Genomic DNA, 24114 nt, shown 5'->3' on the forward strand with positions numbered 1-24114 from the left:
TATTACCTTGAGCTATGTTTCACTTCAAGATGCAGTTCATCCAATTGCTCTTTGCTTACTTGGCTTGGTGCCTCCGTTAACAAACAGCTCGCACTTGCTGTTTTCGGAAAGGCAATCGTATCCCGTAAATTTGTTCTTCCTGCCAAAAGCATTACAATCCGATCCAATCCTAGTGCAATTCCACCATGCGGCGGCGTACCGTATTCGAAGGCTTCCAGCAAAAATCCGAACTGTTCTCTTGCTTGTTCCTCTGTAAAACCAAGAAGTTTGAACATCTTTTCTTGAACGTCTTTTTCAAAAATCCGAATCGACCCTCCGCCAAGTTCATATCCATTTAACACTAAGTCATATGCTTGAGCCCGCATTTTGAGAGGGTCTTTCTCAAAGTACTCCAAGTCCTCACGAAACGGCATAGTAAACGGATGATGCAATGCATAATAGCGGCCGTCTTCTTCATTATATTCAACGAGCGGCCAATCCGTAATCCATAAAAATTCAAGTTTATCTTCTTCGATCAGCCCTAAATCTTTTCCTAGTTTTAATCTGAGAGCCCCCAACGAATCAGCAACAACATTCGGCTTGTCGGCAACAAACAGAAGCAAGTCTCCATTCTGTCCTTCAGCTGCTTGCAAAATACTATTTTGTTCATTTTCTGATAGAAATTTTGCAATTGGGCCTTTTACTTCATTTTCTTCTACTTTAAGCCAAGCCAAACCTTTCGCTCCATAATTGTGAACATACTCTTGGAGAGCATCTAGATCTTTGCGTGAAAATTCGTCTTTTTTTCCTTTTACATTGATTAGCTTTACTTGCCCTCCACCTGCAACTGCTTGACTGAAAACTTTGAAAGCGGAGTTTTTCACAATTTCAGATACATCAACAAGCTCCAGGCCGAATCGAACGTCCGGCTTGTCCGACCCAAAGCGCGCCATCGCCTCATCATATGGCATGCGTTGGAATGGAAGAGTAAGCTCGATTCCTTTCACTTCTTTTAACACATGAGCCATCATCTTTTCGGTTAGATTCATAATATCTTCTTGGCTCATAAAAGAAGTTTCTATATCTATTTGGGTAAATTCCGGCTGTCTGTCTGCGCGCAAATCCTCATCGCGGAAGCATCTTGCAATTTGATAATATTTATCAAATCCTGAAACCATTAGAAGCTGTTTGAATATTTGCGGCGATTGCGGGAGCGCATAAAATTCCCCCTCATGGACGCGAGAAGGGACAAGATAGTCCCGTGCTCCTTCCGGTGTGCTTTTTGTTAAAATGGGGGTTTCCACATCAATAAATCCATTTTCATCCAAAAAGTTGCGAATCGCTCTCGTAATTTGATGCCGCATTTTTAACGTTTCAAACATGACTGGACGGCGCAAATCTAAATAACGGTATTTTAAACGAACCTCTTCCGAAATGTCCGCTTTTTGATCCGCAAGTGAAAAAGGAGGAGTTTTGGCGCTGTTTAAAATGGTTACCGATTGAACAACCACTTCCACTTTTCCTGTTCGAATGTTCGGATTAATCGTCTCTTCCGATCTTTTCACCACTTCGCCTTCAATGTCCAATACATACTCGCTGCGGATTTTCTCAGCTATTTCTAACGCTTCCTTTGAAACTTCAGGATTAAAAACAATTTGGACAACTCCTGTCCGGTCGCGCAAGTCGATAAAAATAAGTCCTCCTAAATCGCGGCGTCTTTGCACCCATCCTTTTAAAACGACCTTTTCGCCGATTGCTTTTTCGGAAATTTCTCCACAATAATACGAACGTCCAAACATCCTACATACTCTCCTTTACTTTCTCTCTTTTATATACTCTGCAAGTCGTTCAAATGCCACCGCATCTTGTTCGCCTGTTGCCATGTTTTTTACGTTCGCCACCCCTTTTTCTAATTCCTCATCACCTATGATGATGACAAATTTGGCTTGAAGCCTGTCCGCTTGCTTCAGTTGTGCTTTCATTTTCTTATTTTCATAATCTTTGTCTGCAGAAATGCCGGCTTTCCGCATTTCCTGCAATAGAGATACCGACCGTTCCTTCGCCCGATCTCCCAGTGCCACAATATAACAATCTAGACCTTTTTCAATCGGAAGAGCGATGTTTTCAGCATCAATTGCTGCTAACAGGCGTTCAATGCTTAAAGCAAAGCCGATCCCCGGCGTGCTTGGCCCTCCGGCTTCTTCGACCAAGCCGTTATATCTTCCGCCGCCGCATAAAGTCGTAATCGCCCCAAACCCTTCCGCATTGCTCATGATTTCAAATGCTGTATGGTTATAATAATCCAATCCGCGGACGAGATTTGGATCGATTTCATACTCAATGCCAAGCTCCGTTAAATATTTTAACACTTGATCAAAATATTGCTTTGATTCATCGTTTAAAAAGTCAATGATGGAAGGGGCGCTTTTCATCAATTCATGCTCGCGGTCTTGTTTACAATCAAGTATTCTTAACGGATTTTGCTCAAGCCGCTTTTGGCAATCAGAGCAAAATTCTCCAATTCTCGGCTTAAAATGGTTGACTAAAGCAGCACGATGTGCAGCTCTGCTCTCTTGATCTCCCAAACTGTTAATGACAAGCTTCAATTTTTTTAAGCCGAGCGATTGATAAAACGCCATCGCCAAAGAAATAACTTCAGCATCCAGCGCAGGGTCGTCCGAGCCGAGAGCCTCCACACCGAATTGAACAAATTGCCGAAAACGCCCTGATTGCGGTCTTTCATACCGAAACATCGGACCGATGTAAAAAAGCTTTACAGGCTGGTTCGGATCTGCGTACATTTTCTTTTCAACAAAAGCGCGGACGACTGCTGCCGTTCCTTCCGGTCTTAATGTTAAACTTCTTCCTTTCCTGTCGGAAAAAGTGTACATTTCTTTTTGGACAATATCGGTTGATTCGCCTACACCCCTTTGAAATAATTCCGTATGTTCAAAAATGGGGGTTCGAATTTCTTGAAAGCGATAAAGACGGCATATTTCCCTAGCTTTTTTCTCAACATATTGCCATCTTGAAGCCTCCGACGGCAAAATATCCTGTGTACCTCGCGGGATTTGAAAAGCCATTGTCGATTCTCCTCCACTTATAAAATAAATTCCATAAAAAAACCCGTCCCCTGACGATTCCCGTAGGGACGGGAGAGTCTCCCGTGGTGCCACCCTAATTGAAGCAATGCTTCCACTTAAAAGTTAACGCCTATTTACGTTTCCTCCTACTTTTACACCTTTCAGAGGAAAACCTCCGGAGTGTTCTTCACTAAGCGATCATGGGGAAAGGCTTTCAGCCTAAGGCCTTTCCTCTCTGTCCATGTGCATCCCAGCTACTTGTCTCCGTCATCGGTTGTTTATGTACGTTATTTTTAAATCTAGAATTTTATATTATCATACGAACAATACTGTGTCATGTCAAGAACGGCTGAGCCGATCACGGAGCTTTTTCGCCTCCTCTTGATTTAAACCATGCTCAAACGAAACCTCTATTAAAATATCCTGCATCGTACGATCACTGAAAGAAATACCAAACTGGTCATGAAAAATTGATGCGGAGAAAGAATGTTTTTCACTGGACCGCATATTTTTCCCCTTTCTTTTTCATCAGAATTTGCGTCTTAGTCTTCCCGCAAAAAAATGAAAAAATACTCAATGTAAAAAAGGAAATGCCGAAATAAAAATAGAAATAGTTTTTTGCATGAATGTGAAAGGAGCATGGCCATTGCGAAAAAAATGCTTTTTAATCGTTCTGTTGCTTTCACTGCTTTTTACTTCTACCGCTCCAGTTTTTCATTCAGCCCAAGCGGATACGCAATATGCAGTCATTAAGCAAGATAAAGTAAATGTCCGGACAGGTCCCGGTTTAAGCTATCCCGTAATGAAAAGCGTTCGGTACGGTGAAAAATACCCGATTGTCGCAAGAAAAGGAGATTGGGTGAAAATTCAATTAAAACAGGGCTCTTCCGGGTGGGTAGCCGATTGGCTTCTTTCAGTAGAAACCGAGCTTCAAAAAAAGGATTATGTCGTTTCTACGACTACCGGGTTAAGAATCCGTTCTGGCCCCGGGACAAACTATAAAGTTGTTGGACAGTTTCCTAAAGGGGAAAAAGCGCATGTGTTGATGAAACAGGGGAAATGGGTGAAAATTTCCTATAATGGCCGGCAAGGATGGGTCTCTTCGGCATATGTAGCTCCAGCAGCCAGCAAAACCCCTTCGAATCAGAAGCATAGCCTCGGTACGGTTACAGCCACTATATTAAATGTTCGTTCAAAACCAAATGCACAATCATCAATTACCGGCAAGCTGACAAAAAACATGAAAGTTGAAATCATTTCGGAACAAGGCAATTGGTATAACATTCGCTACAACAATGTGACGGGGTGGGTGTCGAAGCAATATATTACCAAAGCAGCAGCTAAAAGCAGCAGCACTTCCCCGCAAAAAGGAAGGATTACAGCCAGTTCGTTAAATGTTAGAAGCGGCCCGTCTTTACACTCAAAAATTGTCGGTACCATTAAAAAAGGAACAGAGGTAGAAATCATAGGTGCAAACGGAGATTGGTATCAAATTAGATATGCGAAAAACAAAACAGGCTGGGCATCCAAAAGATATATCGAAGCTGGCTCAAAGAAAACAAACGGCGCTCAATCAGTTGTCCTTTTATACGACGGAACAAATTTGCGCAGTGCACCTTCCACTTCTGCAAAAATTGTTCAAAGAGGAAACAAAGGGCAGACTTTTCCAATTGTAGGGATTTATAATAATTGGTATAAAATTCAGCTCCGAAACGGTCAAACAGCTTATGTAGCAAGCTGGGTCGTCACAACAACAAGCGAAAACAATTCCAATAAAGGGACAAGCATACCGTCAAACGGTAAAAAAGTCATTATCGATCCGGGCCACGGAGGCTATGACAGCGGGACGATCGGTGTCAGAGGGACGCTGGAAAAACATTTAACCTTAAAAACAGCTAAACTTGTGTACAACAAATTAAAAAGAGCAGGTGTAAATGCAGTTTTAACTAGAAGCGACGATACATATATCAGCCTGCAATCCCGTGTAGGAATTTCTGTAAAAAACAACGCAAACGCCTTTGTGAGCATCCATTATAATAGCTCAATCATTCCAAGCGCAAATGGAATCACAACTTTTTATTACAATTCTACAAAGGATAAAGCATTAGCAAATGTAATTCACAAAGAGATGGTGAGGCATGTCAATTTAAGAAACCGCGGTGTTCAATTTGGAAATTATTTTGTGCTGCGTGAAAATAAACGTCCTGCTGCTTTGCTTGAACTAGGTTTTTTGAGCAATCCTATGGAAGAGTGGACAGTCAGCACAAACGCTTACCAAGAGAAAATCTCACAAGCGATTTATAAAGCGGTCGTCAAATATGTAAACTCATAAAAAAATCGTGAGCAGCTCGCTCACGATTTTTTTATTTGCTTTCGATAATCAATGTTACTGGGCCAACGTTTGTAAATTCAACAGCCATCATCGCTCCGAAAGAACCCGTTTCAACACGTACGCCTTTTTCTCTCAGTTTGTCGTTGAAAGATTCATATAGTTTTTCAGCAATATCCGGTTTGGCTGCTTGCATAAAATTTGGCCTTCTTCCTTTCCGGCAATCGCCGTACAGCGTAAATTGGGAGACGGATAAAACTTCGCCCCCAACATCTAAAAGAGATAAATTCATTTTCCCTTCTTCATCCTCAAATATGCGCAAATTGGCCACTTTATCCGCTAAAAACTCTGCATCTTTTTCCGTATCCTCGTGCGTAACACCGACTAGCACCATTAAACCGAACTCAATCGAACCAACAACTTGTCCATCTACTTTGACATTTGCATTCCTTGCTCGTTGTACTACAACTTTCATCATGTATTTCCTTTCTTAATTCATAATTCTCCGCACTGAATATACATCCGGTATTTGCTTGATCCGATCCACAACTTTTTGAAGATGGCTGACATTTTGAATCGAAATTCCTAAATGGATGTTCGCTACTTTGTTACGGTCCGTTCTTCCCGAAATTGTCGTAATGTTTGTCTTCGTCTCTGTTACAGACTGGAGCACTTCATTTAATAAGCCGCGCCGGTCAAAACCTAAAATCTCAATTTCCACATTGTATTCCTTCCGGCCGTCCAGCTGATTTTCCCATTCCACTTCAATTAACCTGTCTTTTGCATCCTCTTTATTGACATTTGGACAATCAGACCGGTGAACAGATACCCCTCTTCCTTTTGTAATAAATCCGACAATATCATCGCCAGGAACTGGGTTGCAGCAGCGGGAAAGCCTGATTAACAAATTATCAATACCCTTTACAGACACTCCTGCATCACGGCGCTTCGGCCGCCTTGCACCTTGTTGAACCACCTTTTCCATCAATTTTTCCTGCTCTTCTATATCCCGCTGTTTGCGAATTTTTTCGACTAGGCGGTTTGCAACCTGTAAAGCAGTAATGCCGTTGAAGCCAACCGCCGCATACATATCGTCCTCGTTTGAAAAATTGAATTTTTCCGCGACACGTTTTATATTTTCCTGAGTAAGGACTTCTTTCACATCAAAATCCATCGCTTTAATTTCTTTTTCAATTAATTCTTTTCCTTTTTCAACATTCTCCTCTCGGCGCTGCTTTTTGAAAAATTGGCGAATTTTATTTTTCGCTTGAGAGGTCTGCGTCAATTTAAGCCAATCTTGGCTCGGACCGTAAGAATGCTTCGACGTCAATATTTCCACTATATCTCCGGTTTTTAATTTATAATCAAGAGGCACTATTTTTCCGTTTACTTTTGCTCCGATCGTCTTATTGCCTATTTCAGAATGAATTCTGTAGGCGAAATCAATCGGAATTGACCCGGCGGGAAGCTCAATGACATCTCCTTTTGGAGTAAATACAAACACCATGTCAGAGAACAGATCAACTTTCAATGCCTCCATAAATTCTTCGGCGTTGGAAGAATCGTTTTGAAACTCCAATATTTCTCTAAACCAGCTCAGTTTTTTATCAAAAGATGTAATGCTTTTTCCTTCTTTATAAGCCCAATGGGCAGCAATCCCGTATTCAGCGATCGCATGCATTTCGTATGTGCGAATTTGAACCTCAAGGGGATCCCCCTTCGGACCGATGACAGTCGTGTGAATGGATTGATACATGTTTGTTTTTGGCATTGCAATATAATCTTTAAATCTGCCAGGCATCGGCTTCCAGCATGTGTGAATGATGCCAAGCACTGCGTAGCAGTCTTTTATGCTGTTCACAATAATTCGCACAGCCAGCAAATCATATATTTCGTTAAATTGTTTATTTTGGTGAACCATTTTTCGATAAATGGAATAAATATGCTTCGGCCGGCCGTACAGCTCTGCCTTTATCTTTACTTCTTCAATTCGCTTCTTTAAATCTTCAATTACCTCTTCAACATACTTTTCCCGTTCTGCACGTTTCTTTTTCATCAAATTGACAATTCGGTAGTATTGCTGCGGATTTAAATACCGCAAGGCTGTATCTTCAAGTTCCCATTTGATTTTTGAGATTCCGAGGCGATGGGCGAGAGGAGCAAATATTTCCAACGTTTCATTGGCGATTCTTCGCTGCTTTTCCTGCGGCAAATGTTTTAACGTACGCATATTGTGAAGACGGTCTGCCAGTTTAATTAAAATGACCCGAATGTCCTTCGCCATAGCGACAAACATTTTCCGGTGATTCTCCGCCTGCTGCTCTTCTTTTGATTTATATTTAATTTTTCCCAGCTTTGTTACTCCATCCACAAGCATAGCGACTTCATCGTTAAATTCTTGTCGAAGCTCGTCTAATGTCACATCCGTATCTTCCACAACATCATGTAAAAAGCCGCCGGCAATCGTTGTAGGATCCAGCTCCAAATCTACTAGAATCCCGGCAACCTGCACCGGATGCATAATATATGGTTCGCCTGATTTGCGATATTGCCCATGATGGGCGTTTTTTGCAAACTCGTATGCTTTTTTTATAAACTCTATATCGTCAGGCGGAAGATACTTTTCCGCTTTTTCGAAGATCTGTTCAGCTGTCAACATTTGTTCGTTTGCCATGGGATCACCTTTAATTGTATATACGTTATTGTTTTTATTATTAAATAAAATTAACAAACATGTAAAGAGAAGAATACGATCCTTTTGAAAAGGGGTAAAAAAAATAGAGCTGCTGCAGCTATTTTACGAGTGGATGGAAAATATTACAATTTCTAAAGTTTTTCATTTTATTGTTTTAAAAAAAAGCACCCATTAAGAGTGCTTCATTTATAGATTTGCGCCGATTAATATTTAATCAATGCTAATATATCATAGCCTTCAAGCCTTTTTCTGCCCTCAAGATAAGACAATTCAATTAAAAAGGCAATGCCGGCAACCTCTCCGCCAAGCTGTTCCACTAATTTAATGGTAGCTTCAATCGTTCCTCCAGTCGCCAGCAAATCATCGGTTATTAACACTCGCTGGCCAGGCTTAATCGCATCTTTATGAATGGTTAATGCATCTTTTCCGTACTCAAGCCCGTATTCCACCTTGATCGTTTCGCGCGGAAGCTTGCCTTCTTTTCGAACAGGTGCAAAACCAACTCCGAGAGAGTAAGCAACTGGGCAGCCGATGATAAACCCTCTTGCTTCTGGACCGACAACAATATCAATCTTCTTTTCACGCGCATATTGAACAATTTGGTCTGTTGCATATTTAAATGCTTCCCCGTTGTCCATTAATGTTGTGATATCTTTAAAAGAAATGCCCGGTTTTGGAAAATCTTCAACAATTGTCACGTATTTTTTTAAATCCATCACTCGTCCTCCTCGGTTGTTTACCATTCATGAACTTGTAAAAATTTATCGGCATCTCGTTTCAAGACTGCCTTTTCAAACCATTCCTTCAGTTCTTGATAAGAAGAATAGAGAAGCTGCTGTTCCAGTTTCATTTGATCCAGCTTCTGCTGATATGTCCCGGATTCTGATAAATCCCGTTTTTTCACCTTTTTGTTTAATGTAATCACACCATTGTTTATTGTAACAAATTCAAGTTCAAAAAACACCTTTGTCATAAAAAAGAATCGTTTCTTTTGTCCAGCCACGGTATTTGGCTAAATCTTCCCCATATTTTTTGTAATCGAAAGAACTTTTTTTCGTTAAGAATGCGTAATACCATTTAAAATGCTCTCTTGTCGGCATTGTTTGAAAAAAGTGGTCTGCATGCTGATAAAAAATAGCATAAATTCTTTCAGGCATTCCTTGCTCAAATGCTGAAACAAGAAATTCGATTGCCGGGGGCATATCGAGAAATACAACATACTTATTGGAAACATCTATATTTTTGTAATCCTTTATTTCTGATATTATATGAATTTCATGAATGTACGGTTGATCTTTATATAATTTTATAGATTCTTCATGAAAGGCGATCAGCAATCGTTTTTCAGCAGGAAGTTTAGAGAGCAAAGCCTCCGTTCCTCTTGAACCTCGCCAATCAAAAAGCTGCCACGCTGGCACGGCAAGGTCTTGAAGCAATAGCTGCGGCTTTTTTACATAATTCCATTCGTTGATCGCAAGCTCACCGACAATAGAAACGTTTGCGAAAGGAGATATTTCTTCTGCCAATTCTCCCTGTCCAAAGCCGACGACATCTAATTCAAATTCCTTCTCCTCAATCTTCATTTTCAAATGATTTCCGTTTACCCCAATTTTTCTAACATCTGCCGCATTGACATTCTCTAGTAAAAAGAGCGGCTTCGGATTATCGACTCCGAAAGGGGCAAGCTTCTCCAGCTCTTCGACTGCTTTTATTGTGACATGCTCCAATGAACAGGCACATTCAATGTTTTTTACAGGAATAAAATCTTCATCTGAAAGCTGACTATTTGCAAGATCGATCATTTTTTGGCGCAGCTCGTCAATATGCTCTGCTTTCAGCGTCATGCCAGCAGCCATCGTATGGCCTCCAAAATGAGGGAGAAGCTCCCTGCATTCCGATAAGTTTTTAAATAGATCAAACCCTTGAATGCTTCGCGCAGACCCTTTGGCAAGACCTGTCTCACGATCAATGCTCAACACGATGGCAGGACGGTAAAATTTTTCGACCAATCTGGAAGCAACGATTCCGATCACTCCAGAATTCCAGTTTTCTTTTGCGACGACTAAAACAGGATTGTCTTCGATTGGAAAATTTTTCTCAATTTCCTTAATCGCTTCGTCCGTTATCTCTTGTACAAGCTTCTGCCTTTGCTTATTTAATTGATCGATTTCCTTAGCAAGCATATCAGCTTTTTCTTTATCATCTGTCAACAACAATTCAACGGCAGGATCGGCTTCTTGCAGCCTCCCTGCCGCATTGATTCTCGGTCCTAAAACAAATCCTATCGTTTCCTCATTTACGGAAGATTTGTCCACTCCAGCAATGGAAAGAAGCGAATTTATGCCAGGTCTTGTCGTCGTTTTTAATTTTTCAATCCCTTTTTTCGCAAGAAGCCGATTTTCTCCGTATAGAGGTACTAAATCAGCAATTGTTCCAATGGCTGCGATCTCTATCAGAGATTCTGGAACCTTTCCATAAAGGGCATGGGCCATTTTAAAAGCAACGCCTACACCTGCCAGCTCCTTAAAAGGATATGTTGAATTTGGCAATTTCGGATGAATGATCGCATACGCATCAGGCAAAACAGGCCCCGGTTCATGATGGTCTGTTATAATGAGGTCGATTCCAAGCCTTTTGGCTAAATCCGCTTCATTGATTGCCGCGATGCCGGTATCAACTGTTATAATCAGCCTGCATCCTTTTTCATGAATCATTCGGAAAGCATGTTCGTTTGGCCCGTATCCTTCTGAAAATCGATTCGGTATGTAAAAATCGACGTTTGCCCCCAATTCCTTTAATGCCGTCAACAGGACGGCAGTGCTGGAAACGCCGTCCGCATCATAATCACCGTATACGACAATCTTTTCACCAGCGCGGATTGCTGCAAAAATACGCTCACATGCCCGCTCCATCCCATCCAACAAAAAAGGATCATGAAATGAAGGTTCCTTTATATGTAAAAACTCTTTTGCTTCTTCAACATTTTGAATGCCGCGATTCACAAGTAATCGAGCAGTCAAATATGTAATATTCAAAGAGTCGATTAATGCTCGAACAGCCTCTTCGTTGGACTCATCCCTATATAAACGATTCCAACGAAATTTAGATCTCAGCATGATTTCACCCCTCAACTTCTCCTATTATACAGAACGAAATGAAATGTTTTCAAACACTATTTTTAAGGTTATGTTTCTTCATAAGAAAGAGAGGGGCTGTCCGATGAGTTCCTAAAATGAAGGAGTTTGGAGAAATACATTGTGAAGGACAAAAATAATCGAATAAAATTTGTAAATGTCCTTCATAGAAGCAATGAAGTCCAACAGGAAGCAATTGTATGTGCTGAATGTCCGTCATAAAACTTTTGAAGAACCTAATTCAGAAAGAGAGCATAAGAAAAGTCCTTCATAAGACTTCTGAAGCATAAACACAAGATAGGAAAAATAGTCTGTCCGATAAATCCCTAAAATGAAGGAGCCCCAAAAAGTCAGTTAACCCTGACTTTTTGGACAGCCCCTTCGAACTTTTACAGCGGCTGTTCACTAGTTTTCTTTTACAGAACGTTTTTCAATTTGCTTCCATTTCCAAACGAGCCAAAGCTGGCTGGCGATAAACAAAGAGGAATAAACGCCTGCGATCAATCCAACCAACAAAGCAATCGAGAAATTTAAAATGGACGAGCTTCCGAATAAAATGAGAGCGACAACAGCAAAGATCACGGTTAAAACGGTGTTAATCGATCTTGTAAAGGTTTGCCGCAAGCTTTTGTTGACAATTTCCGCAAGCTGCTCAAATGTTTTTATTTTTTTCGCTTTTCCCATGTTTTCTTTTATACGGTCAAACGTAACAATCGTATCGTTGATCGAGTAACCAATAATCGTCAACACGGCCGCGATAAATGTAATGTCTACTTCAAGACGGGTGATGCTGAAAAAGGAAATGATAAAAAAGGCATCGTGCAATAGGGCAAGCACAGCTGCAAGCGCCATATAAAATTCAAAGCGGATGGATACATATATGATAATCCCAATGGAAGCAATTGCAACACCGATGAGAGCATTTCGCGCCAGCTCTTTTCCGACTGTTGGCGAAACCGTGCTTATATTTGGCTCTATCCCATACAGCTCTGTGAAATGTTCTTTTACATTTGAAATCGTTTCTTTATCAAATGCGCCTACAAATCGTACAACTGCTGTGCTTTTATCATTACCAGATAATACAATTTCATCCGGCTTAAGCCCGATTGATTTGAATTCTTTTTCGATTGTATCAGCCGATAGCAGCTCATTTGTCGCTAGCTCGACCCGCGTTCCGCTCGTAAAATCGATGCTTAGATTCAATTTAGCAACAAAGAGGATGATGATGCCTGCGACAATTAATACACTTGATAAAACGAAAAACTTTTTCCGATGTTTAACAAAATCAATATGATCAAAGCGAGTTGGGACATCGGTATCTTTATTCGTTTTCGTAATATCCAAAATATCGCTTTTCCTCACGCCAAACCAATGCGGCTTTTTGTCAAATGCCCGGCTCTCCACGAGCAATCCGAGCAGCAATCTGCTTAAATAAATCGCCGTAAGGAAGGATATAATAATGCTGACAATGAGCATTGTCGCAAAGCCTTTTACAGAGCTTGTTCCAAAAATAAACAAAACAACAGCTGCGAGTATTGTCGTAACATTGGCATCAAAAATGGTTAAAAGCGATCTTTTGTTTCCTGCTTTAAAAGCAGATCGGACACTTTTTCCAAGCTTTAATTCATCCTTTATTCGTTCGTCTGTAATAATGTTCGCGTCAACTGCCATCCCAACCCCTAAAATAAGGGCGGCGATCCCCGGCAATGTAAGCACCGCATGCATCCAATTGTACACAACTAAAATGAGGTATATGTATGAAACAAGCGTGATAGATGCGATCAATCCCGGCAAGCGATAGTAAAAGATCATGAACAGCATAATGAGGCCTACGCCGACGTAACCCGCATAAATGGTTGATTGCATCGCTTGTTCCCCATATTTTGCCCCGACAGAAGTTGAATAAATTTCGTGCAGCTTCACTGGCAATGCACCAGCATTCAGCAAACTTGCTAATTGCTGCGCTTCTTCTACCGTAAATTGTCCTTCAATCGTGACCGTAGTCGTATCAAACACTTCATTTACGTACGGATCGGACAAAAATTTCGGATTCGCTTTTGCTGCTTCTTTTTTATACGAGTCGCCTTCTTCCCAATCAAGCCATATGATCAGCTTATTTTCAGGCGCCATTTTTACTATTTTCTCTGTCACTTCTTTAAATTTTTTCGCATCCTTTAGCTCAACGACAACGTTCGGTTTACCGTTTTGGTCAAATGATTGCTTGGCACCGCCTTGCACTAAGTCTGAACCGTTTAGTAATTCTTTGTCATTGACATCACGAAAGGTCAGTTCTGCCTGCGTCGACAAAATTTTCCGAGCTTCAGTCTGATCCGTCACGCCTGCAAGCTGAACGCGAATTCGGTCATTCCCTTCTATTTGGATATTTGGTTCGCTCACTCCAAGTGCATTCGCCCTTTTGTCCAGCGCTTCAACTGCACTTAATAGGGCTTGACGGTCAATTTTATCTCCTTTATTTACCGGCTTCACTTCATATAAAACTTCAAAGCCGCCTTTTAAATCAAGACCAAGCGTAATGCCTTCTACGATTGGTTTTGTCGTTGCGCCAGTCAAACCTAAAAGGGCGAAAACAATGATAAAAAATGATATAATTCGGCCTTTTTTTGCCATGTTGATCCTCCTCAAGCTTATATGCGAAACATCGCCTTATCATCTTTAGGTTAATTCTTTTAATATTTCTTGTCCTTCTTTACTATCTAACCATTTTGCATCTTTCATAAACTCAATGGTCGTATAATTCATGAAATCGGACACTTTCACTGACATAATCCCTTCTACTAACCGATGTACTCTGACACCCTCAATTTTTTTCCATTTTTTTCTTTTCAAAAAAAGCCCACAATTCATCCTCTGTCATTTTATCGTATCCATACAGCCGGAATTCTTCGAGCTTGCTTTTCAAAAACGGCCTTAAATACTTGCGATAGGCATCTACCGAATAGTTCTCCACTTTTATGCTCCTTTCTTAAAAGGTTGTCATGCCTGTACTTCGAGTCTGCATATAGTAATTGTATATGATATCAAGTTTTTTGAGAAGGCAGGGAGAAAAATGCCGAAGCAAACCTTTTTAAAAGGAATGCTCATTTTAATGACGGCAGGCCTCATCACAAGAATTCTCGGTTTTATTAATCGAATTGTCATAGCCAGAATGATTGGAGAAGAAGGGGTTGGCCTCTACATGATGGCGATGCCTACGTTTGGCCTTGTCGCAGCAGCTACACAGCTCGGTTTGCCGGTTGCCATCTCCAAGCTGGTCGCGGAAGCGGATGCAAAAGGAGACAGCAAAAAGGTAAAAAAAATACTGGTTGTATCTTTAACAATTACGTGCAGTTTAAGCATTATCATCGCACCGCTTGTGTTGTTTTCCGCCTCATATATTTCTGAAACATTGCTTACAGACCCAAGAACATTCTTTCCTTTGATTTCCATCACTCCTGTAATTCCTATTATTGCTGTATCCTCTGTTTTGAGAGGATACTTTCAAGGAAAACAAAACATGACGCCTGCGGCATTCTCCCAGGTGCTTGAGCAAGCGGTCAGAATCGCCTTTATCGCCGTTTGTACAAAAGCTATGCTGCCTTACGGAATCGAATATGCAGCCGCTGGCGCCTTTGTTGCGGCAGCAATTGGAGAACTTGCTTCCTTACTTTACTTACTAATAGCGTTCTGTTTCAAAAAGCAAATTCGAGTGAGAAAATCGTTTTTCCGTTCGTTAAAAAAGGGAAAAGAAACATTCAGTCAGCTCATGAAAATTGCCCTGCCGACAACCGGCAGCCGATTTATCGGCAACATTTCATGGTTTCTCGAACCGATCGTTGTTTCACACAGTTTACTGATCGCCGGAGTTCATTCATCTTTAGCTACAAAACAATATGGGGAATTGACGGGGTATGCGCTTCCTTTATTAATGCTTCCCTCTTTCATCACTTTTTCGCTGTCAACATCATTAGTGCCCGCATTAAGCGAAGCGATTGCCCAAAAAAGGATTCGATTAGCAGAATATCGGCTGAGGCAAGCTTTAAGGCTCTCGCTTGTTACAGGCGGACTAGCAGTTGTTATTTTATACGTGTACGCTGAACCGATCATGATCTTTATGTATGGAAATGCTCAATCTGCCATCTATGTGAAAGTTATGGCTCCTTTTTTCATCTTTTATTATTTCCAAGGTCCACTGCAAGCAGCATTGCAAGCATTAAATTTAGCAAAAGCAGCGATGACCAACAGTTTAATTGGTTCCATTTTAAAAACAGCGCTCATTTTTGTTTTCGCAACTAGGCCGCAGCTCGGCATTATCGGCGCAGCTCTTGCCATTATAAGCGGGTTTATGATCGTTACTCTTCTTCATTATGCAACGGTGCTGAAAGTGTTTAAGTTCACAATTTATTTAAAAGACTATGTTCTATCTTTTGCAGCCATATTCTTAACAGGTTGGATCTCCTATCATATTTACGATATCTTATTGGAACAACTGCATTTGCTGCCAAAGTTAATGTATGCATGCATGATCACAACAGTTATTTACAGTCTGTTTCTTATCATCTTTCGACTAGTCGAAAAGGAAGAAGTAAAGCGAATTCCCCTAATCGGTCCGTATATAGCAATCTTTATTCCGATGCAGAAAAATCGTTAAAATCTATCCGTTTCATTCCTTTCACCCTGATCTGGCAATTTTAATTCTAAATCTTTTTTTTATGAATATGCTTGTATAAAAGTGATTACCCTTGTACGGGTGAACATGGGAGGAGATGAATGGATGATTGAAGCAAAGCGGTGGGGGAAAGCTGTATTTTACGGTGTTTTTACCATTTTGATCATTGCTTTGATTTCCAGTTTTCTTTTATCTATTTTATTACGATTTACTAGTTTAACAGAAGATTCGCTCTTTTGGGTCATCACATCTATAAGTTTTTTAGCCGTTTTTATCGGAGGTTTTATAGCTGGCGGAAAAGGTAAAGAAAAAGGGTGGCTTTTAGGCGGTGCGACAGCGGTTGCTTACACGGGAATTGTGTTATTGTTTCAATTTTTAGGTTACGGAAAAACGCTTTCGCTAGAATCGCTATTATATCACGGTGGATTTTTAATCACTTCAATAGTTGGAGGAATGCTGGGAGTCAATATTTCGTCGCCAAAACGGCAGGCTTAAAAAGAAAAAGGCTGACATTTAAGTCAGCCCTGTTTTTTGTAGAACTATGATTGTTCTACGACTTCTCTCACAGCATTTCGGTCAAAAGTTAAGCGGGAGCCGTCTCCCGTACGGATGACGATTTTATCTTCATCCAATGAATCAACCGTCCCATGCAAACCGCCAATCGTTACGATTTTATCACCCTTCTTCAAGTTTGCCTGCATGTCACGGATTTGCTTTTGCCTTTTTTGCTGAGGTCTGATCAACAAAAAGTAAAAAATAGCAATCATCAGCACAAAAGGCAGCACTGTTGCTACAAAATTCTCCGACATTTCTTCACCCCTTTCTAAGCATTAAAAGTTTTTCGCATTTGGTTTATTGAATCCGTACCGTTCAAAAAATTCTTCTCGGAAATCTCCTAAACGGTCTTCACGGATTGATTCCCTAATCTGCTCCATTAATTTTATCAAAAAATAGAGATTATGGTAAGATGTTAATCGAATCCCAAATGTTTCATTGCTTTTAATTAAATGTCTGATATAAGCACGTGAATAATTTCGGCAAACGTAGCAATCACAAGATTCATCCAATGGACCGAAATCGCGCGCATATTTCGCATTTTTTACGACAAGCCGACCTGTTGATGTCATTAAGGTGCCGTTGCGCGCAATTCTAGTAGGAAGCACGCAATCAAACATATCAATGCCCCGAATCGCTCCATCTATCAGTGAATCTGGAGAACCGACCCCCATCAAATAACGAGGTTTGTCGCTTGGCAATAAAGGCACGGTAAATTCTAGCACACGATTCATCACTTCTTTCGGTTCGCCGACAGAAAGACCGCCAACCGCATATCCCGAAAAATCAAGCGAGACAAGATCGCGTGCGCTTTGCTTCCGCAAGTTTTCATATTCGCCGCCTTGTACAATTCCAAACATCCCTTGTTCATTTTCTCTTTTGTGAGCTGCTAGACAGCGTTCAGCCCATCTGGAGGTTCGTTCTACAGATTGTTTCATATAATCAAATGATGCCGGGTAAGGCGGGCATTCGTCAAATGCCATTATAATATCTGATCCGAGAGCATTTTGGATTTCAGTTGCTTTTTCTGGAGATAAAAACAGCTTGTCCCCGTTTAAATGATTGCGAAAATATACTCCCTCTTCTTCAATTCGCCGGAATTCGCTTAAGCTGAACACTTGAAATCCGCCGGAGTCAGTTAAAATCGCTCCATCCCAATTCATAAAAGAATGGAGACCTCCTGCCTCCTTAACGATATCTTCCCCTGGTCTGATCCATAAATGGTATGTATTGCTCAAAATGATTTTTGCGCCAATTTCTTTTAATTCCTCCGGTGACATAGTTTTGACGGTCGCCAATGTTCCCACAGGCATAAACACCGGAGTTTCAAACGAACCGTGAGGTGTATGTACGATTCCAAGGCGGGCGCCTGTTTGTTTGCATGTTTTGATCAATTCATATCGAATAGGTGGCTTATTCAATGAAAGCCCCTCCTTTATTCAGTGTACCTCTATTCTGTTTCAAATAATCAGCATGGCATCTCCAAAGCTGAAAAAACGGTATTTTTCCTTTATAGCCTCCTCATACGCGCGAAGAATTGTTTCTCTTCCAGCCAGCGCACTGACAAGCATGATCAGAGAAGACTTAGGAAGATGAAAATTTGTAACGAGTCCGTCTATTCCTTTAAAATTGTAGCCCGGATAAATAAAAATGTCTGTCCAACCGCTTTCTTCGACAAATTTGCCTCCATGTTTTCCAGCAATTGTTTCCAGCGTTCTTGTTGAAGTCGTACCGACTGCGATAATACGTCCTCCCTTTTCTCTTACTTCATTTAATAAGCGAGCCGTTCCCTCTGTCATTTGATAAAATTCCGCATGCATTTTATGTTCTGTAATGTTTGTGCTGCTGACTGGACGAAATGTCCCAAGCCCGACATGCAGCGTTATAAAAGCGATATGAATCCCTTTATTTTTTATATTTTCGAGTATTTCATCTGTGAAATGCAAACCTGCAGTCGGTGCAGCTGCTGAACCAATTTCTCGGGAATAAACGGTTTGATATCGTTCTTTATTATCAAGCTGCTCTTTAATGTATGGGGGCAATGGCATTTCCCCAAGCTGATCCAAAATTTCCAAAAAAATGCCTTCGTATTGAAATTCAATGATTCTACCGCCGTGTTCAAGAGTTCCTACACATGTTCCTTTTAAAAGGCCGTTTCCGAAATTTAATGTTGTCCCTACTTTGACGCGCTTTGAAGGTTTTACAAGGGTTTCCCAAACATTCCCTTCTTTTTCTTTTAGCAATAAAACTTCCACTTTAGCCCCGGTTTCTTCTTTCACCCCGTACAATCTGGCCGGCATGACCCGCGTATCATTTAAAACAAGGCAATCACCCGGAGATACATACTCAATTAAGCTTTTAAATCTGCTGTGCGTAATATCTCCGCTTTTTTTATCAACAATCATTAATCTTGAAGCGTCCCTCTCCTTCAACGGAGTTTGGGCAATCAGTTCCTCTGGCAATTCGAAGTCAAATAATTCGATATTCATCCTGTTCACCTAGCTTCTGTCCATTATTTAAACCGTCCTAAAAAAGAAAAAATGAACGTTAAAAGCAAACTAATGACAATGCATGTGACAATCGGAAAGAAGAAGGTGAAATTTCCTTTTTTTACTACGATATCTCCTGGCAGTCTTCCGACAACTTGCATAAATAAGCCGATAAAAAGCAAAATACCGCCAAGCACCATCAATAGCTTTGGAAATTCCGTCATCTTTTCGGCACCTCCATTTGAAAATGTTTATACACAAGATCTGTTACTATTCTTCCCCTCGGTGTTCGCCGAATAAAACCGATTTGCAATAAATACGGTTCATAAACATCTTCAATTGTGTGCGCTTCTTCACCGATTGTCGCTGAAATGGTCTCAATTCCAACGGGACCTCCTTGGAATTTTTCAATGATCCCTAAAAGAAGTTTATGATCGATATGATCCAATCCAAGTTTATCCACTTGCAAACGCTCCAAGGCGTCTTCGGCAAGATGGGCGCTGATTTTTTCAAATCCGAGCACTTGCGCAAAATCCCTGACCCTTTTAAGAAGCCTGTTCGCAATTCTTGGCGTTCCCCGCGATCTTCTGGCTATTTCAACGGCTGCCTGCTCTTCAATCTCGATATTTAACAGGTTGGCCGTTCGTTTGACTATCTTTGAGAGCTCGTGCTCTTGATAGTATTCCAAGCGGCTTAACACACCAAATCGATCCCTTAAAGGAGCAGTTAATAAGCCGACTCTAGTTGTTGCACCAACAAGTGTAAACGGTGGCAGATCCAACCTGATCGTGCGGGCGCTTGATCCTTTTCCAATGACGATATCTATACAAAAATCTTCCATCGCTGGGTACAAGACTTCTTCGATAGAACGATTAAGCCGGTGAATTTCATCAATAAATAAAACATCCCCCGGTTCTAAAGAAGTGAGAATAGCCGCTAATTCTCCCGGCCGTTCAATCGCGGGCCCTGAAGTATGGCGGATATTCGTCCCCATCTCATTTGCGATAATCGTTGCAAGTGTTGTTTTCCCGAGCCCTGGAGGTCCATATAAAAGAACATGATCCAACGTTTCTTCTCTAAGCTTTGCCGCTTCAATAAATATTTTTAAGTTTTCCTTAATCTTTGATTGACCGATATATTGATCGAAAGATTGAGGACGAAGGCTGAATTCAAAATCTTTTTCTCCCGCTTCAGCTTCGCCTGCAACAATTCTTTCCTCCATTGCTATCACCTTATTTCAAAAGCAGTTTCAATGCTTTTTTCACATATTGATCAGTTGAGAGCGATTCACCTTCCAATGACGGCTTGATTTTTGCTATCTCTTTCTCACTGTATCCTAAAACTTTCAGTGCATCGATCGCTTCCATAAGCGAATGATTGCTATGTTTTTGGTTTGTTTGTACCTGATTAGCTAACATGTTGGAAGACGGTTCTGAAACGAATTCGACGAGCTTCCCTTTTAAATCTAAGATGATTTGCCTCGCTGTTTTCTTTCCGACACCAGGAAATTTTACTAAAAATGCTTCATCTTCATTTTCAATGGCCTCCACTACTTGCTTTGCATCGCCATAAGCCAGGATCGCCAGAGCACCCTTCGGACCGATTCCTGTTACGTTTAAAAGCTTGGAAAAGAGAGTCTTTTCTTCACGGCTTGAAAATCCGTACAGAGCGAGGAGATCCTCCCTTACATATTGATATGTATAAACCGTCACTTCTTTTTTGATATGTTTTTGATAGCTGAAAGGATTGGGAGTGAAAATTTGAAAGCCGATTCCGTTCCGATCGATCACAATTGAATCTATTGATATATGATCTACAACTCCGCGGATAAACTCAATCACTGCGTTCACCTCTCATCACTTAACCTATTTTAACATAAAGAACTCGCTCCGTCAGGGAAAGAACTGCAAAAATAAACCGATGCCAAAAGCATCGGTCCTTTTATTTGAATTCATCAGCAGAATAAGCTTTAAAGGTATTGATGACATTTAAATAATTCTCTTTATTTTTTACGGGAATTCCTCTTTTTAGTTGCAGGTGGCGATAGCTTTCCAGTTTTTTTATATCGATCTGGAAAAAAGACTGAATGACTTCATTGTCTGCGTGAGGCTTCCCGTTAAAAATCGACAAAGTCCCGTCTTCCATAATACCGAAAAAACCATTTGTTTTTAATAAAGGAGAGAGGTCATCAATTTGCTTTTGAAAGACAATTTCGTCGCCATCCTGACGAACAACCTGCCAATCTTGATATTTCGCAATTACATCTGCGATAGAATGATGATGTTCTGTTTTGACCTCTTCGCTCACTTCGCCATCAAGATAAACTCTTCTCAAGATGACTTCAACTGTCGAGGAATGATGATTCGCATTTGCGAAAGATGCTTCAGGATGGAAATGACAAAAAGCTAAGATCATCAAAGTATAACAAAAGAGGCAAAATACCTTTTTCACATGCCACCACTCCTGAACTTATAACACATTTGTTTTTATTTAGTGTAGCCATCATGAGAATTTTTAACCCTTAGTCCTGATTCTTCATCTTATTACATATTATGGTGACTACCTTGTATATCATGACATGCTTGTATATTAATACGTTTCAATTAGAAAAAGTAAAATGGATAACTTAACAATTTCATTTTTTTCGGCTGTTAGATTTTTTAATCGTTAATATCAATAAATTTTCAATCACTCATCTTCCTGCATATTATGGAAGACTTCTTGGACATCGTCGTCATCTTCAAGGACATCGATTAATTTGTACATTTTTTCAGCTGTTGTTTCATCTAGTTGCGTGTACGTTTGAGGAATCCATGTGATTTCCGCTGTTTCCAGTTTATATCCTTTTTCTTCTAAAGCGGTTTTTACATTATTCAAATTTTCAGGAGCGGTATAAATTTCAAACGCCTCGCCTGACGCTTCTAATTCTTCTGCTCCAGCGTCAATTGCTTCAAGAAACAAGTCATCCTCTTCAATTCCGTTACCTTCAATAACAATATATCCCTTTCGTTCGAACATATAGGATACACAACCAGTTTCTCCTAAGTTTCCTCCGTTTTTATTAAAGGCAGTGCGAACACTTGTTGCTGTACGGTTTTTATTGTCCGTCAGACATTTTACCATTACAGCGACACCACCGGGGCCATATCCTTCATATGTAATTTCTTCATAGTTGGCTCCATCTTGGCTGCCGGTCGCTTTTTTAATTGCTCGTTCTATATTATCGTTCGGCATGTTGGCAGCTTTAGCCTTGTCAATGGCAAGTCTGAGGCTCGGATTCGCGTCAGGATCTCCTCCGCCTTGTTTAGCCGCAACATAAATTTCTTTTGCCAATTTCATAAAAATTTTGCCCCGCTTCGCATCTTGGGCATTTTTTCTTCTTTGAATATTTTTCCATTTAGAATGTCCTGCCATTCTAAAAATCCCCTCTCATAAACAAATCTCGATTTTTAATATAACATATTTTATTTAGCGGGAAAAATTGTTCTTCACAAAAGAAACAGGGAGGAGTTCTCCCTGTCTCGTTAGCGGTTATTTCCGTCAAAAGGCTCTGTTACTGCTTCTCCAATATCATTGAATAGACGTTGGATATCTTCCCCTACATCCGTACCGTTATTCAAGTTATTATTAATGTTTCGCACACGAGTAAAAGTTTCCTCGTCTGTTACAATATGGATGCTTTTATTTCCAGCCAGTCTTGATACAACTCGTTTGGCTCGATTTTTTACGTTCTGTTCGTTTCGATCAGTTGTATTGATCGCTACTACAACCCTGTCATTTGTTACGAGCGTATCAACATCCTGCACGTTTTTCAGCCGGCTTACCTGATCAGAAATTCGTTCGGCTAATTGAGCATTATTCGAGCCCACATCCCGTAAATGATTATGATAATTGACATCGCTTCTTTGGAAGCCGTTGTTTCTTCTATCGTTCACTGTCAGCGAGCGGTCTCTATTGCGGTCATTTGCATCGCGGAGCATGTCATTGTCATCCATTCCGCCGTCAAACATTTCAGTGATCGGTCCATCATTATCAACGTAATCAAAATTACGATCCCGATCAGCTGAATAGTAGCCAATTGGTGCTGCACCATTTCGATCACGGTCATCCAATGCACCATTATTGTTGTTGCACGCCGCAAGACCAATTGTCATAAAAGAAAGGGCTATAGCTGCGGAAACTGATTTTCTCAATGAAAAAACCCCCTGAAAAACAATTTGAGCATAATAGCTCATCAATAGCTTGTTCTATCAGGGGAGGTTTATTGCTGTTAGTTCCCGGCAATTAATTAAAATTTTGGCGGTGCTGCCGCTAAATTTCGTTTATGCTCAGAACGTCTATGCAGCGCTTCAATGATTTCTTTATCTTTCTCAGGAATTTCCTCTCCCTTTAAAAATTTGTCAATCATATCATATGTTGTTCCCATTTCGTTTTCATCCGTTTGTCCTTCCCACAAACCGGCGCTTGGAGCTTTATTAATAATTTCATCCGGAACTCCTAAAATTTTTGCCATTTCCCTTACTTCGCCTTTTGTAAAATGTACAAGAGGAACAAGGTCTACACCGCCGTCTCCGTATTTCGTAAAATAGCCCGTATACCATTCAGCTGCATTATCTGTGCCAACAACCATGTAACGATAATTGTTTGCCACAGCGTATAATGTTGTCATTCTGAGCCGCGCGCGCGTATTCGCGTCGCCTAATCTTGCTGCTTCTTCATTCCAATCGTTTTTAGCTTGAATATTTTTTTGAATGGCGTGAAAAAGCGTTTCATGAGTTTCGGTCAAGTCGATCACCATATAATCAATGTTGCAGCTTTTCACTACTTTTAAAGCATCTTCTTGATCTTTCGGATTGCTTTTACATGGCATGATTAGGCCAAGCGAATGCTCAGGAAACGCTCGCTTAATGAGATGAGCAACTACGGCGGAATCAATTCCCCCGCTTATTCCAACAATTGCACCGTTTAATCCTGCGTTTTTTACTTGATTTTGAAGCCATTCGATTAGTTTTGCAATTTTTTCCTGCATTATGTCATGCACCTTCCTTAGCATCATTTCTTTTTATTATCCATTGTATCATATTGTGTTTTACGAAAAATAAATCATGTCATGAAATTTTCAAAGAAAAAAGAGACGATTTTTATCATCGTCTCCAATAAAATTAATCTTCATCTTCTTCATCT

General features: G+C 40.5%; 22 protein-coding genes, 1 pseudogene and 1 other annotated feature. Of the genes and pseudogenes, 3 read left to right on the forward strand and 20 right to left on the reverse strand.

Going from position 1 to position 24114, the window contains the following annotated elements; all coding sequences use genetic code 11:
* Positions 1-2: 2 nt before the first annotated feature.
* The 3 genes from aspS to ACVIJU_RS14395 all read right to left on the reverse strand — a co-directional run bounded on the left by aspS (position 3) and on the right by ACVIJU_RS14395 (position 3569).
* Positions 3-1778 carry an aspartate--tRNA ligase gene (gene aspS / locus ACVIJU_RS14385; protein ID WP_066250519.1) on the reverse strand — a complete coding sequence of 592 codons (1776 nt, stop codon included), beginning with the start codon at positions 1776-1778 and terminating at the stop codon, positions 3-5.
* Between the two features lie 15 nt (positions 1779-1793).
* The gene (hisS, locus tag ACVIJU_RS14390; protein WP_144596729.1) at positions 1794-3062 is read right to left on the reverse strand and encodes a histidine--tRNA ligase; all 1269 of its coding nucleotides are present in this window, start codon (positions 3060-3062) and stop codon (positions 1794-1796) included.
* 61 nt (positions 3063-3123) lie between these two features.
* Positions 3124-3342 (reverse strand) — a binding site (T-box leader).
* 59 nt (positions 3343-3401) lie between these two features.
* Positions 3402-3569, reverse strand: coding sequence for a hypothetical protein (locus ACVIJU_RS14395; protein ID WP_158640147.1), 168 nt, complete (start codon positions 3567-3569; stop codon positions 3402-3404).
* 139 nt (positions 3570-3708) lie between these two features.
* Here ACVIJU_RS14395 and ACVIJU_RS14400 point away from each other — a divergent pair, with 139 nt between their 5' ends.
* Entirely contained in the window at positions 3709-5394 is a 1686-nt protein-coding gene (locus tag ACVIJU_RS14400) for an SH3 domain-containing protein (RefSeq protein ID WP_165381952.1), read from the forward strand.
* Between the two features lie 31 nt (positions 5395-5425).
* On the opposite strand, the gene dtd is transcribed toward ACVIJU_RS14400, so the two are convergent.
* The 7 genes and pseudogenes from dtd to ACVIJU_RS14435 form a co-directional block, all read right to left on the reverse strand.
* Positions 5426-5866, reverse strand: coding sequence for a D-aminoacyl-tRNA deacylase (gene dtd, locus ACVIJU_RS14405; protein WP_063387981.1), 441 nt, complete (start codon positions 5864-5866; stop codon positions 5426-5428).
* A 15-nt stretch (positions 5867-5881) separates the two neighbouring features.
* On the reverse strand, positions 5882-8065 hold the full coding sequence (locus tag ACVIJU_RS14410; protein WP_327863352.1) for a RelA/SpoT family protein: 2184 nt from the start codon (positions 8063-8065) through the stop codon (positions 5882-5884).
* Positions 8066-8289: 224 nt separating this feature from the next.
* Entirely contained in the window at positions 8290-8802 is a 513-nt protein-coding gene (locus ACVIJU_RS14415) for an adenine phosphoribosyltransferase (RefSeq protein WP_063387979.1), read from the reverse strand.
* Between the two features lie 20 nt (positions 8803-8822).
* Positions 8823-11202 (reverse strand): annotated as a pseudogene (gene recJ, locus ACVIJU_RS14420) (single-stranded-DNA-specific exonuclease RecJ).
* A gap of 423 nt (positions 11203-11625) precedes the next feature.
* Positions 11626-13848 carry a protein translocase subunit SecDF gene (secDF, locus tag ACVIJU_RS14425; protein ID WP_117016753.1) on the reverse strand — a complete coding sequence of 741 codons (2223 nt, stop codon included), beginning with the start codon at positions 13846-13848 and terminating at the stop codon, positions 11626-11628.
* Positions 13849-13893: 45 nt separating this feature from the next.
* A complete protein-coding gene (locus ACVIJU_RS14430; protein ID WP_456687707.1) occupies positions 13894-14004 on the reverse strand; it encodes a hypothetical protein in 111 nt (36 codons plus the stop codon).
* Between the two features lie 34 nt (positions 14005-14038).
* Positions 14039-14188 carry a post-transcriptional regulator gene (locus tag ACVIJU_RS14435; RefSeq protein WP_456687708.1) on the reverse strand — a complete coding sequence of 50 codons (150 nt, stop codon included), beginning with the start codon at positions 14186-14188 and terminating at the stop codon, positions 14039-14041.
* Between the two features lie 99 nt (positions 14189-14287).
* On the opposite strand from ACVIJU_RS14435, the gene spoVB reads away from it, so the two are divergent.
* Together spoVB and ACVIJU_RS14445 are read left to right on the forward strand one after the other, a co-directional pair.
* On the forward strand, positions 14288-15868 hold the full coding sequence (gene spoVB, locus ACVIJU_RS14440) for a stage V sporulation protein B (protein ID WP_456687709.1): 1581 nt from the start codon (positions 14288-14290) through the stop codon (positions 15866-15868).
* A 123-nt stretch (positions 15869-15991) separates the two neighbouring features.
* A complete protein-coding gene (locus ACVIJU_RS14445; RefSeq protein ID WP_066249537.1) occupies positions 15992-16381 on the forward strand; it encodes a TIGR04086 family membrane protein in 390 nt (129 codons plus the stop codon).
* 44 nt (positions 16382-16425) lie between these two features.
* Here ACVIJU_RS14445 and yajC read toward each other — a convergent pair whose 3' ends face one another.
* From yajC to nadE, 10 genes are all read right to left on the reverse strand, one after another.
* Positions 16426-16695: a preprotein translocase subunit YajC gene (gene yajC, locus ACVIJU_RS14450; protein WP_063387973.1), complete on the reverse strand. Its 270-nt coding sequence runs from the start codon at positions 16693-16695 to the stop codon at positions 16426-16428.
* A 21-nt stretch (positions 16696-16716) separates the two neighbouring features.
* Positions 16717-17862, reverse strand: coding sequence for a tRNA guanosine(34) transglycosylase Tgt (gene tgt, locus ACVIJU_RS14455; RefSeq protein WP_117016755.1), 1146 nt, complete (start codon positions 17860-17862; stop codon positions 16717-16719).
* 39 nt (positions 17863-17901) lie between these two features.
* Positions 17902-18930, reverse strand: coding sequence for a tRNA preQ1(34) S-adenosylmethionine ribosyltransferase-isomerase QueA (queA, locus tag ACVIJU_RS14460; protein ID WP_063387971.1), 1029 nt, complete (start codon positions 18928-18930; stop codon positions 17902-17904).
* Positions 18931-18953: 23 nt separating this feature from the next.
* Complete coding sequence (locus tag ACVIJU_RS14465) at positions 18954-19154, reverse strand: DUF2905 domain-containing protein (RefSeq protein ID WP_063387970.1); 201 nt, start codon at positions 19152-19154, stop codon at positions 18954-18956.
* Entirely contained in the window at positions 19151-20152 is a 1002-nt protein-coding gene (gene ruvB, locus ACVIJU_RS14470) for a Holliday junction branch migration DNA helicase RuvB (RefSeq protein ID WP_117016756.1), read from the reverse strand. The genes ACVIJU_RS14465 and ruvB overlap by 4 nt, the downstream gene beginning before the upstream one ends.
* A gap of 10 nt (positions 20153-20162) precedes the next feature.
* Complete coding sequence (gene ruvA, locus ACVIJU_RS14475) at positions 20163-20771, reverse strand: Holliday junction branch migration protein RuvA (protein WP_063387968.1); 609 nt, start codon at positions 20769-20771, stop codon at positions 20163-20165.
* Between the two features lie 100 nt (positions 20772-20871).
* A complete protein-coding gene (locus tag ACVIJU_RS14480) occupies positions 20872-21381 on the reverse strand; it encodes a BofC C-terminal domain-containing protein (RefSeq protein ID WP_240326725.1) in 510 nt (169 codons plus the stop codon).
* Between the two features lie 237 nt (positions 21382-21618).
* Positions 21619-22344 (reverse strand): YebC/PmpR family DNA-binding transcriptional regulator, encoded by a 726-nt coding sequence (locus tag ACVIJU_RS14485; protein ID WP_117016757.1) that lies wholly within the window; start codon positions 22342-22344, stop codon positions 21619-21621.
* A 110-nt stretch (positions 22345-22454) separates the two neighbouring features.
* Positions 22455-23123: a YhcN/YlaJ family sporulation lipoprotein gene (locus tag ACVIJU_RS14490; protein ID WP_066249549.1), complete on the reverse strand. Its 669-nt coding sequence runs from the start codon at positions 23121-23123 to the stop codon at positions 22455-22457.
* A gap of 95 nt (positions 23124-23218) precedes the next feature.
* On the reverse strand, positions 23219-23959 hold the full coding sequence (nadE, locus tag ACVIJU_RS14495; RefSeq protein ID WP_094246278.1) for an NAD(+) synthase: 741 nt from the start codon (positions 23957-23959) through the stop codon (positions 23219-23221).
* Between the last annotated feature and the right edge of the window lie 155 nt (positions 23960-24114).

The sequence above is a fragment of the Aeribacillus sp. SP014 genome (assembly GCF_054055575.1).

Coding starts and splice junctions, on each gene's coding strand:
- ACVIJU_RS14395 (WP_158640147.1), bottom strand. CDS start 3,569: ATGCGGTCCAGTGAAAAACATTCTTTCTCCGCATCAATTTTTCATGAC.
- ACVIJU_RS14410 (WP_327863352.1), bottom strand. CDS start 8,065: ATGGCAAACGAACAAATGTTGACAGCTGAACAGATCTTCGAAAAAGCG.
- dtd (WP_063387981.1), bottom strand. CDS start 5,866: ATGAAAGTTGTAGTACAACGAGCAAGGAATGCAAATGTCAAAGTAGAT.
- ACVIJU_RS14430 (WP_456687707.1), bottom strand. CDS start 14,004: ATGTCAGTGAAAGTGTCCGATTTCATGAATTATACGACCATTGAGTTT.
- ACVIJU_RS14445 (WP_066249537.1), top strand. CDS start 15,992: ATGATTGAAGCAAAGCGGTGGGGGAAAGCTGTATTTTACGGTGTTTTT.
- ACVIJU_RS14415 (WP_063387979.1), bottom strand. CDS start 8,802: ATGGATTTAAAAAAATACGTGACAATTGTTGAAGATTTTCCAAAACCG.
- queA (WP_063387971.1), bottom strand. CDS start 18,930: ATGAATATCGAATTATTTGACTTCGAATTGCCAGAGGAACTGATTGCC.
- ACVIJU_RS14465 (WP_063387970.1), bottom strand. CDS start 19,154: ATGACGGAATTTCCAAAGCTATTGATGGTGCTTGGCGGTATTTTGCTT.
- yajC (WP_063387973.1), bottom strand. CDS start 16,695: ATGTCGGAGAATTTTGTAGCAACAGTGCTGCCTTTTGTGCTGATGATT.
- secDF (WP_117016753.1), bottom strand. CDS start 13,848: ATGGCAAAAAAAGGCCGAATTATATCATTTTTTATCATTGTTTTCGCC.
- ruvB (WP_117016756.1), bottom strand. CDS start 20,152: ATGGAGGAAAGAATTGTTGCAGGCGAAGCTGAAGCGGGAGAAAAAGAT.
- spoVB (WP_456687709.1), top strand. CDS start 14,288: ATGCCGAAGCAAACCTTTTTAAAAGGAATGCTCATTTTAATGACGGCA.
- nadE (WP_094246278.1), bottom strand. CDS start 23,959: ATGCAGGAAAAAATTGCAAAACTAATCGAATGGCTTCAAAATCAAGTA.
- aspS (WP_066250519.1), bottom strand. CDS start 1,778: ATGTTTGGACGTTCGTATTATTGTGGAGAAATTTCCGAAAAAGCAATC.
- ACVIJU_RS14485 (WP_117016757.1), bottom strand. CDS start 22,344: ATGGCAGGACATTCTAAATGGAAAAATATTCAAAGAAGAAAAAATGCC.
- hisS (WP_144596729.1), bottom strand. CDS start 3,062: ATGGCTTTTCAAATCCCGCGAGGTACACAGGATATTTTGCCGTCGGAG.